Raw genomic sequence first — 14,124 nt, forward strand, 5'->3', positions numbered from 1 at the left:
CGCCCCTCCCCAAATCGTTCAGGTCAGGACGCGGCGCCAGCCGACCGCGATGATGCAGGCTATCTGATACCCTCGGCAACACGGGCAACTTTTCCTCCTGGCTTCGGCTTTTTATTGAGTTCTTTGTTTGATGGGCTGCTTGTTTGATTAGTTGACGGCGCGAGGCCGCCGAGCGCCGCTTCGATGTTCCTTACCATCGCGACGAGACGAGGTCCAATGTCGGTGCGCAAGCGCTCTTCCGTGAAGCGGAATGCCGGTGCTCCGCAATTCACGGCGTAGGGACCGGTTCCGTCGTTCAGCCGCAACGCGACGCCGACCGCATGAACGTCGTCCTGCCATTCGCCGGCGGAGATCGTGAAGCCATATTTCGCAACGGTCTCGCCGGCGCGCTCGATGCCGTCGCGGATCTTCGGCCAACGGCTGCCGTAATGCTCGCGCATCTCCCGCATCAACGCGGCGCGGTCCTCGTCCGGCAGCGCCCAGATGTAGGCGCGGCCCATCGCGGTCGTTGCAATCGGAATGCGCGAGCCGACGTCGAGTTGAACGTTGATGACGCCGTGACGGCTCTGGCCGAAATAGATCATGCTCAGCCGGTCGCGGCCGCCGATGGCGACCGCGCCGCCGGTCTCGCGCATCAGCTGCTCGCGGAACGGCTCGGAAAGATGGCGGATGCCGAGATTGGCGAGCGCGGCGTAGCCCAGCGCCAGCGCCGCTGGGGCCAGCTGGTATTTCTCGAAGCGCGGCACCGGGGTGAGATAGCCGAGCTTGGTGAGCGTGTAAGTGAGGCGCGAGACCGTCGCCTTCGGCAGGTTGGTGCGCGCGGCGATTTCCTGATTGCCCAGCAGGCCGTCATTCGGCCGGAACGCCCGCAGCACGTCGAGGCCGCGCGCCAGCGCGACGACGAAGCTCCGATCGGTCGCGGGTTTCTTCCCTGGGCGTTTCATGTCATCGGCTGTTGATTGATGAGCCTCGTTGACAACGCTCGTGCTTCAAAATAACCCTGGATGTCAAGATGTGGAATTAGATTTCGCACTGCGGAATTGATGTTCGGCAGCGGGTAGACGCAAGCAAGGCTGATACTCTGCGCAAATGAAGAGCCAAGAATTGGCCGGTGCGTTAACCGGCCGCAAAGAAACGACATCCCAAGGAGCTTACGCGTGAGCGAAGTGGCAAAGCTTGACCGTCATGACATCATCGGCATCGTCACCATCGACAGCCCGCCCGTCAATGCGCTGAGTGCCGCAGTTCGCGGCGGCATCCTGGACAACGTCAAGGCGGCGATCGCCGATCCCGCGATCAAGGCGATCGTGCTGACCTGCGGCGGCCGTACCTTCATCGCCGGGGCCGACATCACCGAGTTCGGCAAGCCACCGAAGCCGCCGGCGCTCAACGACGTGCTGAGCACGATCGAGAACAGCCCCAAGCCGGTCATTGCGGCGATTCATGGAACGGCCCTGGGCGGTGGTCTCGAAGTGGCGCTCGCCTGTCATTATCGTGTCGCCACCAAGGAGGCGAAGCTCGGACTGCCCGAGGTGAAGCTCGGCCTGCTGCCGGGCGCGGGCGGCACCCAGCGCCTGCCGCGCGCCGTAGGCCCCGAGCTCGCAGTCAAGATGATCGTCGGCGGTGACCCGATCGGCGCAGTGGAAGCGCTGAAGGCGGGCCTGATCGAGGAGATCGTCGAGGGGCCGGCATCGGGCGGCGAAGCCTTCGCGCGCAAGGTGGTGGCGGAGAACCGTCCGCTGCGCAAATTGCGCGATGACGATTCCAAGCTGGCGGCCGCCAAGGCCGATCGCACGATCTTCACCAGTGCGGTGGCGGCGATCACCAAGAAGTCGCGTGGGCTCGAGGCGCCGTTCGCAGCGGCCGACGCGGTCGGCTATGCGATCGACCTGCCGTTCGACGAGGGCCTGAAGAAGGAGCGCGAAGGTTTCCTCAAGCTGCTCACCAGCGATCAGTCCAAGGCGCAGCGCTATGCGTTCTTCGCCGAGCGCGAGGCTGCCAAGATCGCCGGCGTGCCCGAGGGCACCAAGGGCCGCAAGGTCGAGCGCGTCGCGATCATCGGCGCCGGCACCATGGGCGGCGGCATTGCGATGTCGTTCGCCAATGCTGGCATTCCGGTCACGCTGATCGAGACCGCCGAGGAGCAGCTGAAGCGCGGTATGGGCGTCATGCAGAAGAACTGGGAGGCGACCGCCGCGCGCGGCGGCATCCCGGCGGATGCACCGGCCAAGCGCATGGCGTTGATCGACGGCAAGGTCGGTCTCGAGAACGTCAAGGACGCCGACCTCGTCATCGAGGCGGTGTTCGAGACCATGGCGGTGAAGAAGGAAGTGTTCGGCAAGCTCGATCAATACGCAAAGCCGGGCGCGGTGCTGGCCTCGAACACGTCCTATCTGAACATCGACGCCATCGCCGCAGAGACCAGCCGGCCGCAGGACGTGCTCGGCATGCATTTCTTCTCGCCGGCTAACGTCATGAAGCTGTGCGAAATCGTGCGTGCGGAGAAGACGGCGCCGGATGCGCTCGTCACCGCGGTGTCGATCGCGCGCAAGATCGCAAAGGTGCCGGCCGTGGTCGGCGTCTGCGACGGCTTCGTCGGCAACCGCATGCTGGCGCAGCGCGGCAAGCAGGCCGAGAAGCTGTTGTTCGAAGGCGCGCTGCCGCAGCAGGTCGACGCGGTCGTCACCAAGTTCGGCATGCCGATGGGCCCGTTCGCGATGGGCGATCTCGCCGGTCTCGACATCGGCTGGCGCTCGCGCAAGGACCGCGGCATCAAGAGCGAGATCGCGGATGCGCTGTGCGAGGCCGGCCGCTTCGGCCAGAAGACCGGCAAGGGCTATTACAAATATGAGGCGGGCTCGCGCGCGCCGCTGCCGGATCCCGATGTCGAGAAGCTGATCGACGAGACGCTCGCCAAGCTCGGCCTCAAGCGGCGCGCGGTCAGCGACGAGGAGATCCTCGAGCGCATGATGTATCCGATGATCAACGAGGGCGCGAAGATCCTCGCCGAAGGCATTGCCGCGCGTCCGTCCGACATCGATGTGGTCTGGCTGTACGGCTATGGCTGGCCGATCTATCGCGGCGGCCCGATGTACTGGGCCGACAGCGTCGGCCTGAAGCACATCGCCGAGCGGCTGGCGTTCTATGCCAAGGAGACCAATGATCCCTCGCTCGAGCCGGCGCCGCTGCTGAAGCAGCTCGCGGAGGAAGGCAAGACTTTCGCCTCGCTGGCGCAGGGGAAGGCCGCTTGAGGCTTTGCCCTAGCTCCGTGCACAGCTGCGCCCCCCTCCCCCTTGCGGGGAGGGGTTGGGGGTGGGGGTCCACAACGGCAGTCTCGCCCGGAGCCACCCCCCTCCCTGGCCCTCCCCCACAAGGGGGGAGGGAACGGGAAGAGCGGGGCCGCCTTACGGCAAGAAACACAGAGTCCGCATGACCCATCCTGGCGAACAGTTCTATCCCGAAGGCGTCCGCTGGGACGCGCCGATCGCGCGTGGCACCTTGCCAGATCTGCTGGCAAAGGCGGTCAGTGACTTCGGCGATCGCGACGCGCTGGAATTCCGCGACCGCCCCGTCACCTTCAAGCAACTCGCGGCGCTCGTCGACCAGGCTGCCGCCGCGTTCCTGCGAGCCGGTTTTGGCAAGGGCGCGTCGATCGCGCTGTTCCTCGGCAATACGCCGGATCATCCGATCAACTTCTTCGGCGCGCTCAAGGCCGGCGCCCGCGTCGTGCACCTGTCGCCGCTCGATGGCGAGATCGCGCTGTCGCACAAGCTCAGCGATTCCGGCGCACGCATTCTCGTCACCTCGAACCTGTCGGCGCTGCTGCCGACGGCGCTGAAGTTCCTCGAGAAGGGCCTGCTCGACCGCCTGATCGTCTGCGAGGATGATCATTGGGGCAAGGTCGGTACGTCGCAGACGCCGTTGCCGGATAGCTCCGCCGTGACCACCCATCGTGCCTTCGTCGAGGGCGCCGTGGCGCCGGCAGCGTGGCCGGCCATCTCGCCCGACGACATCGCCCTGCTGCAATATACCGGCGGCACCACCGGCCTGCCCAAGGGCGCGATGCTGACCCATGGCAATCTCACCTCGGCGGTGTCGATCGCCGAAATCTGGGGCCGCGCGACGCGCGCGAACGGCAACGGCTCCGACCGAGTCATCTGCGTGCTGCCGCTGTTCCACATCTATGCACTGACGGTGGTGCTGCTGACCTCGCTGCGTCTCGGCAGCCTGATCTCGCTGCACCAGCGCTTCGACTTGGAAGCCGTGATGCGCGACATCGAGGTCAAGCGCGCGACCTATTTTCCCGGCGTGCCGACGATGTGGATCGCGATCGCCAACCTGCCCGATCTCGACACGCGCGATCTGTCGTCGCTGACCAGCGTTGGCTCCGGTGGCGCGCCGCTGCCAGTCGAGGTCGCGCGCATCCTGGAGCGCCGCGTCGGCATGAAGCTGAAGAGCGGCTGGGGCATGACCGAGACCTGCTCGCCCGGCACCGCCCATCCCAAGGGTGGCCCGGACAAGCCCGGCTCGATCGGGATCACGCTGCCCGGCATCGAGATGGACGTCGTGTCGCTCGAGGATCCCGCAAAGGTGCTCGGCGTGAACGAGGTCGGCGAGATCCGGATCAAGGGGCCGAACGTCACCAAGGGCTATTGGAACCGGCCGGACGAAACGGCGCAGTCGTTCGTCGGCGATCATTTCCTGACCGGCGACATCGGCTATGTCGACGCCGACGGTTTCTACTTCCTGGTCGATCGCAAGAAGGACATGATCATCTCCGGCGGCTTCAACGTCTATCCGCAGATGATCGAGCAGGCGATCTACACCCATCCGGCGGTGCAGGAGGTTATCGTGATCGGCATTCCCGACGCCTATCGCGGCGAGGCGGCCAAGGCCTTCATCAAGCTGCGCGACGGCTTCGCGCCGTTCCCGGTCGAGGATCTCCGCGCCTTCCTCACCGGCAAGCTCGGCAAGCACGAGCTGCCGGCGGCGGTCGAGTTCGTCGACGAACTGCCGCGCACGCCGGTCGGCAAGCTGTCGCGTCACGAACTGCGCCAGCAGCAATCACCCACGTCTCACAGCAAACATCCGTAACAACAACAGGAGGTCGCCCATGACCGATGCCGTCATCGTTTCCACCGCCCGCACGCCGATCGGCAAGGCCTATCGCGGCGCGCTCAACGCCACCGGCGGCGCGACGCTGCTCGGCCACGCCATCGGCGAGGCCGTCAAGCGCGCCAAGGTCGATCCGGCCGAGGTCGAGGATGTCGTGATGGGCGCAGCCCTGCAGCAGGGCTCGACCGGCGGCAACATCGCGCGCAAGGCGCTGCTGCGTGCCGGCCTGCCGGTGTCGGTCGGCGGCACCACCATCGACCGCCAGTGCGCCTCCGGCCTGCAGGCGATTGCGCTCGCGGCGCGCTCGGTGATCTTCGACGGTGTCGAGATCGCGGTCGGCGGCGGCGGCGAATCGATCTCGCTGGTCCAGAACGACAAGATGAACACGTTCCAGGCCACCGATCCGGCGCTGCTCGAGATCAAGGGCGACGTCTACATGCCGATGATCGACACCGCCGAGATCGTCGCCAAGCGCTACGGCATCTCCCGCGAGCGCCAGGATGAATATGCGCTGGAGAGCCAGCGCCGCACCGCTGCCGCGCAGCAGGGCGGCAAGTTCAACGACGAGCTGGCGCCGATCTCGACCAAGATGGCGGTCACCGACAAGGCCACCGGCAACGTCTCGTTCAAGGACGTCACCCTGTCGCAGGACGAAGGTCCGCGTCCCGAGACGACGGCCGAAGGTCTCGCCGGCCTCAAGGCCGTGCGCGGCGACGGCTTCTCGATCACCGCCGGCAATGCCAGCCAGCTCTCCGACGGCGCCTCCGCCTGCGTGATCATGAGCGACGCCACCGCGGCGAAGCGCGGCCTGCAGCCGCTCGGCATCTTCCGCGGCTTCGTCGCGCATGGCTGCGAGCCCGACGAGATGGGCATCGGCCCGGTGTTCGCGGTGCCGCGCCTGCTCAAGCGCCACGGGCTGACCGTCGACGACATCGGCCTGTGGGAGCTCAACGAGGCGTTCGCCGTGCAGGTGCTGTACTGCCGCGACAAGCTCGGCATCGACCCCGACAAGATCAACGTCAATGGCGGCGCCATCGCGGTCGGCCATCCCTACGGCATGTCGGGCGCGCGGCTCACGGGCCACGCGCTGATCGAAGGCCGCCGCCGCAAGGCCAAGTACGCGGTGGTGACGATGTGCGTCGGCGGCGGCATGGGCGCCGCCGGCCTGTTCGAGGTGCTGCAATAGGTCTTCGTCATTCCGGGGCGCGCGGAGCGCGAGCCCGGAATCCATACTCACGATGGTGGTTATGGATTCCGGGTTCGCCTCTTCGAGGCGCCCCGGAATGACAGCTCGATTTGTCGACGAATATATACACACGGGAGGATCCGATGGATCTTGCATTCACGAAGGAAGAGCAGGCGTTCCGCGAGGAAGTCCGGCAGTTCTTCAAGGACAATGTCCCGCCGGAGACCCGGCGCAAAATGATCGAAGGCCGCCATCTGTCGAAGGACGAGATGGTGACCTGGTGGCGCATCCTCAACAAGAAGGGCTGGGGTGTCTCGCACTGGCCGGAGGAATATGGCGGCACCGGCTGGACCTCGGTGCAGCACTACATCTTCAACGAGGAGTTGCAGGCCTATCCGGCGCCGCAGCCGCTCGCCTTCGGCGTCAGCATGGTCGGCCCCGTCATCTACACTTTCGGCAACGAGGAGCAGAAGAAGAAGTATCTGCCGCGCATCGCCAATGTCGACGACTGGTGGTGCCAGGGCTTCTCCGAGCCGGGCTCGGGCTCCGACCTCGCATCGCTGAAGACCAAGGCCGAGCGCCGCGGCGACAAGTGGATCATCAACGGCCAGAAGACCTGGACCACGCTCGCGCAGCACGCCGACATGATCTTCTGCTTGTGCCGCACCGATCCCTCCGCGAAGAAGCAGATGGGCATCTCCTTCATCGTGTTCAGCATGAAGTCGAAGGGCGTCACGGTGCGTCCGATCCAGACCATCGACGGCGGCCACGAGGTCAACGAGGTGTTCTTCGACGACGTCGAAGTGCCCATCGAGAACTTGATCGGCGAGGAGAACAAGGGCTGGGACTACGCCAAGTTCCTGCTCGGCAATGAGCGCACGGGGATCGCCCGCGTCGGCGTCTCCAAGGAGCGTATCCGCCGCATCAAGGAGCTCGCCGGCAAGATCGAATCCGGCGGCCGTCCGGTGCTGGAGGACCCGTCGTTCCGCGAGAAGCTCACCGCCTGCGAGGTCGAGCTGAAGGCGCTCGAGCTGACGCAACTGCGCGTCGTCGCCGACGAGGGCAAGCACGGCAAGGGCAAGCCCAATCCGGCGTCCTCGGTGCTGAAGATCAAGGGCTCCGAGATCCAGCAGACCACGACCGAGCTGCTGATGGAGGTGATCGGCCCGTTTGCCGCGCCCTACGACGTCCATGGCGACGACGACAGCAACGAGACCATGGATTGGACCGCCCAGATCGCGCCGAGCTACTTCAACAACCGCAAGGTCTCGATCTACGGCGGCTCCAACGAGATCCAGCGCAACATCATCGCCAAGGCGGTGCTGGGGCTCTGAGTTGCTGTCATTCCGGGGCGCCGCGAAGCGGCGAGCTACGACGCGCAGTTGCGCGTCGGAGAATCCATAACCACCATCGTGAGTATGGATTCCGGGCCCGCGCCTTGCGGCGCGTCCCGGAATGACGCCGATGATGAATTCCGGGTACGAGGATAGAGAGCATGGATTTTGATCTCACCGAGGAGCAGCGTCTCCTCAAGGACAGCATCGACGGCCTGCTGGCGGATGCCTACGATTTCGACAAGCGCAAGCTGTACATGAAGGAGAAGGGCGGCTGGAGCCGCGCGATGTGGTCCAAGCTCGCCGAGCAGGGCCTGCTCGGTCTGCCGTTCTCGGAAGACGACGGCGGCTTCGGCGCCGGCGGCGTCGAGACCATGATCGTGATGGAGGCGATGGGTCGCGCGCTGGTGCTCGAGCCGTATCTCGCAACCGTGGTGCTGGCCGGCGGTTTCCTCCGTCATGGCGGCTCGGCGGCGCAGAAGGCCGCGCATCTGCCTGGAATCATCGACGGCAGCAGGACGTTTGCGTTTGCCCAGCTCGAGAAGCAGTCGCGCTATGACCTGTTCGACGTTGCGACGTCTGCGAAGAAGAAGGGCGATGGCTGGGTCATCGACGGCGAAAAGTTCGTCGTGCTCAACGGCGAGAACGCCGACACCTTGATCGTGACCGCGCGCACCTCGGGCGGCCAGCGCGACAAGTCGGGCATCGGCGTGTTCATCGTGCCGGCCGACGCCAAGGGTGTCACCCGCAAGGGCTATCCGACCCAGGACGGTCTGCATGCCGCCGACATCACCTTCACCGGTGTGGAAGTCGGCGCCGACGCCGCGATCGGCGATCCGGTCAATGCCCTGCCGCTGATCGAGCGCGTCGTCGACGAGGCCCGCATCGCGCTGTGCGCGGAGGCCGTCGGCCTGATGGACGAGTCGCTGAAGACCACGGTCGAGTACATCAAGACGCGCAAGCAGTTCGGCGTCGCGATCGGCTCGTTCCAGTCGCTGCAGCACCGGGCATCCGACATGTTCGTCGCGCTGGAGCAGGCCCGCTCGATGTCGATGTTCGCGACCATGGCCGCCGAGTTCGACGACGCCAAGGAGCGCGCCACCTCGATCGCCGCGGCCAAGGTGCAGATCGGCAAGTCGGCTAAGTTCGTCGGCCAGCAGGCGATCCAGCTCCATGGCGGCATCGGCATGACCATGGAGGCCAAGATCGGCCACTACTTCAAGCGTCTGACGATGATCGAGAGCACCTTCGGCGACACCGACTACCACATGCGCCGCGTCAGCGAGGCGGGCGGGTTGATCTAGAAAGCTTTGTCGTTGCCGGGCTTGACCCGGCAACCCATCGCTTTCTGAAGATGGATGCGCGGGCCTTCGCCGCGCCGAAGGGGCTTCGGCCCCGCAGGCGGGTCAAGCCCGCGCATGACGGATTTGAGAGGGCTACGCTGCCGGTGTCGAGCGGCTCCGGAGTGATTTGATCAATCGAGCCGTCATTGCGAGCGAAGCGAAGCAATCCAGGGCGGTATGCTTGATCTGGATTGCGTCGTCGCTTCGCTCCTCGCAATGACGCGGAGGAAGCAGACATGACCCCCAATCCCTTCGACCTCTCCGGCCAGGTCGCCGTCATCACCGGCTCGAGCCGCGGAATCGGCCGGGCGTCGGCGGAGCTGCTCGCGCAACTCGGCGCCAAGGTGGTGATCTCCAGCCGCAAGCCGGACGCATGCGAGGAGGTTGCGAGCGCCATCCGCGCCAATGGTGGCGAGGCCCACGTCATCCCCTGCAACATCTCCCGGCGGGCCGAGGTCGACGCGCTGATCGACGGCGCCGTGAAGCATTGCGGCCAGGTCGACATCCTCGTCTGCAATGCTGCGGTCAACCCGTATTACGGTCCGCTGCTCGACATCACCGACGAGGCCTTCGACAAGATCATGGCCTCCAACGTGAAGAGCAATCTCTGGCTCTGCGCCAAGGCGATCCCGCCGATGGCCGCGCGGGGCAAGGGCTCGGTCATCATCGTCTCCTCGATCGGCGGCCTGCGCGGCTCGACCGTGATCGGCGCCTACGGCATCTCCAAGGCCGCCGACTTCGCGTTGTGCCGCAGCCTTGCCGGCGAATGGGGGCCGCACGGCGTGCGCATCAATTGCGTCGCGCCCGGCCTGATCAAGACCGATTTCGCCCGCGCGCTGTGGGAGGACGAAGCCCGCCTGAAGCAGCGCTGCGCCACCACCCCGCTGCGTCGCATCGGCGAGCCGCACGAGATCGCCGGCGCGGTCGCCTACCTCGCCTCGGACGCGTCGACCTTCATGACCGGCCAGACCATCGTCGTCGACGGCGGCGTGACAACGGCCGCGGTGTAGCCTTCGTATCCGAGCGGCGGAGCTGATCGCGGGTGTTCACCCTCCCCTGGAGGGGGAGGGTCGCCTCACGACGAGCGAAGCGAAACGTGAGGCGGGGTGGGGTGATCTCTCCACAATCGCCATCGCCCGTGGCTCACCGCACCCCGCTCGCCCGCTGCGCGGGCGACCCTCCCCCTCCAGGGGAGGGTGGATAGACACGTGCCGCTCCACCTTGACCTCGCCCGCCCGATCCGCTTGCTTGTCGGCCCAACGTCGTCAACCTACCGGGAAGAAAACCCATGTCCTTCGTGCTGGCCATCGATCAGGGCACCACGTCCTCGCGCGCGATGGTGTTCCGCTCCGACATCTCGATCGCCGCGGTCGCGCAGCAGGAATTCCCGCAGCATTTCCCGGCCTCCGGCTGGGTCGAGCACGAGCCGGAGGACATCTGGACCTCGACGGTGATGACCTGCCGCGATGCGCTTGAGAAGGCGGGACTGACGGCCAAGGACATCGCGGCGATCGGCATCACCAACCAGCGCGAGACCACCGTGGTATGGGACCGCGCCACCGGCCAGGCCGTCCACCGCGCCATCGTCTGGCAGGACCGCCGCACCGCCGACATCTGCGCCAAGCTCAAGGCCGATGGCCACGAGCCGGATGTCAGCGCCAAAACCGGCCTGATCATCGATCCCTATTTCTCCGGCACCAAGGTCGCCTGGATCCTCGACCACGTCCCTGGCGCGCGCGAGCGCGCCGAACGCGGCGAACTGATGTTCGGCACCGTCGATTGCTACCTGCTGTGGCGGCTGACCGGCGGCAAGGTGCATGCCACCGATGCCACCAACGCTTCGCGCACGCTGCTGTTCAACATCCACACCGGTGCGTGGGACGAGACGCTGCTGAAGCTCTTGCGCGTGCCGCGCTCGATGCTGCCCGAGGTGAAGGATTCCTCCGCCGATTTCGGCACCACCACGCCCGATCTGTTCGGCGGCCCGATCAAGGTCGCGGGGATCGCCGGCGACCAGCAGGCGGCCACCATCGGCCAAGCCTGCTTCACGCCGGGCATGATGAAGTCGACCTACGGCACCGGCTGCTTCGCGCTGCTCAACACCGGCGCCACGCCGGTGAAATCGAACAACAAGCTGCTGACGACGATCGCCTATCAGCTCAACGGCGTCAGGACCTACGCGCTCGAAGGCTCGATCTTCGTCGCCGGCTCGGCCGTGCAGTGGCTGCGCGACGGGCTCGGCATCATCAAGCATGCCGCCGAAACCGGCCCGCTCGCCGACAAGTCCGACTCGATGCAGTCGGTCTATCTGGTGCCGGCCTTCGTCGGCCTCGGCGCACCGTATTGGAATCCGCGCGTGCGCGGCGCGCTGTTCGGCCTGACCCGCAATACCGGCCCGGCCGAGCTCGCGCATGCCACGTTGGAGAGCGTGTGCTACCAGACCTACGATCTGTGGGCCGCGATGCGCGCCGACTGGCCCGATGCGTCCGCCGCCACGATCGTGCTGCGCGTCGACGGCGGCATGACCGCCTCGGACTGGACCATGCAGCGTCTCGCCGACCTGCTCGACGCACCAGTCGACCGTCCCATGATCCAGGAGACCACCGCGCTCGGCGCCGCCTATCTCGCCGGCCTCCACGCGGGCGTCTATCCGGAGCCGGAAAAGTTCGCCGACAATTGGCGGCTCGAGCACCGCTTCCGGCCGGCGATGAGCGCGGCGACGCGAGAGCGCAAGCTCGCCGGCTGGGCTCGCGCCGTGAAGGGGGTGCTGGCGAGCGACGAGGGCGAGTAGGGCGCTCGCCTCCCACAGCAGCTAAGCCAGGAACGCAGCAAGGTCCGCATTGACCTGCTTCATGTGGGTCACGAATAGCCCATGCGGGCCGCCGGGATAGACCTTCAGCTCGGCGCCCTTGATGCCCTTGGCGGTCGGCCGTGCCGTCATGTCGAGCGGCGCTGAGACGTCCTTGTCGCCGTGCAGGATCAGCACGGGACGGTCGATCTTCGCAAGCACCGGCCGCAGGTCGGTCGCGATCAGCGCGCGGTTGGTGGCGACCGCGACGGGAATGGGCATCTGGCGCATCATCGCCGCGACCCATTCCATCATCTGCGGCGAGGCGTCCTTCGTGAAGAACGGCAGCTTGTTGTCCTCGATCCATTTCGGAAAGTCGCTCTGCCACGCGGCCCAGCACTGCTCGAAATAGCCGTGGGGCGCGCCGAGCGCATTGTCCGCGGTCTGCAGCGGAAACGGCGTCGTCGGTCCGAGCATCGCGATGCGCGAGATGCGTCCCGTGCCGTGCCGCGCGACGCAGTTGAGGATCTCGTTGCAGCCCATGGACATGCCGACCAGCGCGACATCATCAAGGTCGAGCTGCGCGATGACCTCGGCGATGTCGTCGGCCAGGCGGTCGAGCTCGTAGCCGCTGCCCGGCACGTCGGAGCGTCCATGGCCGCGGCGGTCGAAGGCAATGCAGCGCAGCCCGCGCTGGCTGAGATCGGAGATCTGGTAGGTCCACATCGCGCTGGTCAGCGCCCAGGCATGTACGAACAGCACCGGCCGGCCGCTGCCCCACTCCTCGTGATAGAGCGTCACGCCGTCGCTGCAGCGGATACGGGGGCGCGCCGCGGTCGGTGCGGCGGCGAGGCTCGGTCCCGTCGCCGCGAAGGTGGCTGCTGCCGCGGTCAGCAGCACGTCTCGTCGTTGCATGGGCATGGCTCCTGATGTTGAATGCGCCGACCATGCCGGGACCGCTGTGCGGTTCCAATTACGTCCGAGGTAAGCTGGTTGCCGATCACCCTTCAATCAGGTCGTCTTGAGTGACCATTCCCGACGGATATGTCGACGTCCCGCCCGGCAAGGTCGCGGCCGTGGTGACCTCGCTGGAAATGCTGGCACCGCCGGTGCTGCCGCCCGATCCGGTCGGCGACTGGAGCATTCGCCGCGTCGCGCAGCCCGATCTCGCTTGGTACCGCGACCTCTATGCCCGCGTCGGCTGGGAGTGGCTGTGGTCGCAGCGCACGCGGATGAGCGATGCGGAGCTTGCCAAGACGATTCGCGCTGACGGAGTCGAGATCTACACCTTGGCGCATGGCGGCGGTGATGAAGCCCTGCTGGAGCTCGACTTCCGCAAGAAGACCGATTGCGAGCTGGCGCTGTTCGGCGTCACGTCGAAGCTGATCGGCACCGGCGCCGGACGGCTGCTGATGAACCACGCGCTGCGCCGCGCCTGGGCGCAGCCGCTGACGCGGCTCTGGGTCCACACCTGCAGCTTCGATCATCCCCGTGCGCTGGCCTTCTACCAGCGCTCCGGCTTCCGTCCCTTCCGGCGGCAGATCGAGATCGCCCCCGACCCGCGCCTCGACGGCACGCTGCCGCGCGACGTCGCAGCGCATGTGCCGCTGCTCGCCTGAACATCGGAGCTGACAACGGCGCCGAACGGCGCTTCAATGCGCCGCACAGGAGGATAACCGATGTTCCTGATCGGCCAATACGACTCGCCTTTCGTCCGCCGCACCGCGATCGCGCTCAAGCTCTACGGCGTGCCGTTCGAGCACAAGCCGTGGTCGACCTTCGGCGACGCCGACAAGATCGCGCCGTACAATCCGCTGCTGCGCGTGCCGGTGCTGGTGCTGGATGACGGCGAGGCGCTGATCGATTCAGCGGCGATCCTCGATCATCTCGACGAGACCGTCGGGCCCGAGCGCGCGATGCTGGCGCGGAGCGGCGCGCTGCGCCGCCAGCAGCTGCATACGGTCGCGCTCGCGACCGGTCTCGGCGACAAGGCCGTCAGCCTGATCTACGAGCGCGTGCTGCGCAAGGACCGCCTCGCGCTGTGGGTCGCGCGCTGCGAGGCCCAGATCTCCGGCGTGCTGGCAATGCTGGAGGCCGAGCGCGCAGATGTGACGAGCGCCTATTGGTATGGCGACAACATCGGCCACGCCGACATCGCCGTCGCCTGCGTGCTGCGCTTCACACGCGAGGCGCATCCGCATCTGTTCGACGCCGCGCGCTATCCGGCGCTGGCGGCCCACGCCGCAAGGTGCGAGGCGCTGCCGCCATTCCAGGAGATCGTCCAGCCGCTGGCCCCGCCGAGCGGGGATTGATGGAGTCCATCGAGACGTCAGACCGTGCCGCTTGCTCGGTGCTCAC

The 14,124-nt window shown here is 66.5% G+C and carries 11 protein-coding genes; 9 read left to right on the forward strand and 2 right to left on the reverse strand.

Translation table 11 applies throughout. The features are described from left to right. Positions 1-59: 59 nt before the first annotated feature. Complete coding sequence (locus ACQR0U_RS04400; protein WP_315713776.1) at positions 60-944, reverse strand: IclR family transcriptional regulator; 885 nt, start codon at positions 942-944, stop codon at positions 60-62. A 213-nt stretch (positions 945-1,157) separates the two neighbouring features. Between ACQR0U_RS04400 and ACQR0U_RS04405 the strand changes: the two genes are divergently transcribed. From ACQR0U_RS04405 to glpK, 7 genes are all read left to right on the forward strand, one after another. Then, the gene (locus tag ACQR0U_RS04405) at positions 1,158-3,251 is read left to right on the forward strand and encodes a 3-hydroxyacyl-CoA dehydrogenase NAD-binding domain-containing protein (protein ID WP_316225805.1); all 2,094 of its coding nucleotides are present in this window, start codon (positions 1,158-1,160) and stop codon (positions 3,249-3,251) included. 178 nt (positions 3,252-3,429) lie between these two features. Continuing rightward, positions 3,430-5,094, forward strand: coding sequence for a dicarboxylate--CoA ligase PimA (gene pimA, locus ACQR0U_RS04410; protein ID WP_434842656.1), 1,665 nt, complete (start codon positions 3,430-3,432; stop codon positions 5,092-5,094). 19 nt (positions 5,095-5,113) lie between these two features. Beyond that, complete coding sequence (locus tag ACQR0U_RS04415; RefSeq protein WP_315825956.1) at positions 5,114-6,301, forward strand: acetyl-CoA C-acyltransferase; 1,188 nt, start codon at positions 5,114-5,116, stop codon at positions 6,299-6,301. Between the two features lie 143 nt (positions 6,302-6,444). Beyond that, the gene (gene pimC, locus ACQR0U_RS04420; protein ID WP_315825957.1) at positions 6,445-7,635 is read left to right on the forward strand and encodes a pimeloyl-CoA dehydrogenase large subunit; all 1,191 of its coding nucleotides are present in this window, start codon (positions 6,445-6,447) and stop codon (positions 7,633-7,635) included. A 161-nt stretch (positions 7,636-7,796) separates the two neighbouring features. Continuing rightward, positions 7,797-8,939, forward strand: a complete 1,143-nt coding sequence (pimD, locus tag ACQR0U_RS04425) for a pimeloyl-CoA dehydrogenase small subunit (protein WP_315713781.1) — start codon at positions 7,797-7,799, stop codon at positions 8,937-8,939. 275 nt (positions 8,940-9,214) lie between these two features. Beyond that, positions 9,215-9,988 carry an SDR family NAD(P)-dependent oxidoreductase gene (locus ACQR0U_RS04430; protein ID WP_315825958.1) on the forward strand — a complete coding sequence of 258 codons (774 nt, stop codon included), beginning with the start codon at positions 9,215-9,217 and terminating at the stop codon, positions 9,986-9,988. A 278-nt stretch (positions 9,989-10,266) separates the two neighbouring features. Next, the gene (gene glpK, locus ACQR0U_RS04435; RefSeq protein ID WP_316194823.1) at positions 10,267-11,769 is read left to right on the forward strand and encodes a glycerol kinase GlpK; all 1,503 of its coding nucleotides are present in this window, start codon (positions 10,267-10,269) and stop codon (positions 11,767-11,769) included. Positions 11,770-11,790: 21 nt separating this feature from the next. Here glpK and ACQR0U_RS04440 read toward each other — a convergent pair whose 3' ends face one another. Then, positions 11,791-12,681 (reverse strand): alpha/beta fold hydrolase, encoded by an 891-nt coding sequence (locus ACQR0U_RS04440; RefSeq protein WP_434842657.1) that lies wholly within the window; start codon positions 12,679-12,681, stop codon positions 11,791-11,793. Between the two features lie 110 nt (positions 12,682-12,791). On the opposite strand from ACQR0U_RS04440, the gene ACQR0U_RS04445 reads away from it, so the two are divergent. Continuing rightward, positions 12,792-13,385: a GNAT family N-acetyltransferase gene (locus tag ACQR0U_RS04445; protein ID WP_316225807.1), complete on the forward strand. Its 594-nt coding sequence runs from the start codon at positions 12,792-12,794 to the stop codon at positions 13,383-13,385. Positions 13,386-13,445: 60 nt separating this feature from the next. Then, the gene (locus tag ACQR0U_RS04450; protein WP_434842658.1) at positions 13,446-14,078 is read left to right on the forward strand and encodes a glutathione S-transferase family protein; all 633 of its coding nucleotides are present in this window, start codon (positions 13,446-13,448) and stop codon (positions 14,076-14,078) included. The last annotated feature ends 46 nt before the right edge of the window (positions 14,079-14,124 follow it).

The sequence above is a fragment of the Bradyrhizobium sp. HKCCYLRH3097 genome (assembly GCF_051167875.1).
Lineage (GTDB): Bacteria > Pseudomonadota > Alphaproteobacteria > Rhizobiales > Xanthobacteraceae > Bradyrhizobium.

Excerpts from the sequence above, each read along its gene's own strand:
- ACQR0U_RS04440 (WP_434842657.1), bottom strand. The coding sequence starts at position 12,681 with ATGCAACGACGAGACGTGCTGCTGACCGCGGCAGCAGCCACCTTCGCG.
- ACQR0U_RS04450 (WP_434842658.1), top strand. The coding sequence starts at position 13,446 with ATGTTCCTGATCGGCCAATACGACTCGCCTTTCGTCCGCCGCACCGCG.
- pimD (WP_315713781.1), top strand. The coding sequence starts at position 7,797 with ATGGATTTTGATCTCACCGAGGAGCAGCGTCTCCTCAAGGACAGCATC.
- ACQR0U_RS04400 (WP_315713776.1), bottom strand. The coding sequence starts at position 944 with ATGAAACGCCCAGGGAAGAAACCCGCGACCGATCGGAGCTTCGTCGTC.
- pimC (WP_315825957.1), top strand. The coding sequence starts at position 6,445 with ATGGATCTTGCATTCACGAAGGAAGAGCAGGCGTTCCGCGAGGAAGTC.
- glpK (WP_316194823.1), top strand. The coding sequence starts at position 10,267 with ATGTCCTTCGTGCTGGCCATCGATCAGGGCACCACGTCCTCGCGCGCG.
- ACQR0U_RS04415 (WP_315825956.1), top strand. The coding sequence starts at position 5,114 with ATGACCGATGCCGTCATCGTTTCCACCGCCCGCACGCCGATCGGCAAG.
- pimA (WP_434842656.1), top strand. The coding sequence starts at position 3,430 with ATGACCCATCCTGGCGAACAGTTCTATCCCGAAGGCGTCCGCTGGGAC.
- ACQR0U_RS04430 (WP_315825958.1), top strand. The coding sequence starts at position 9,215 with ATGACCCCCAATCCCTTCGACCTCTCCGGCCAGGTCGCCGTCATCACC.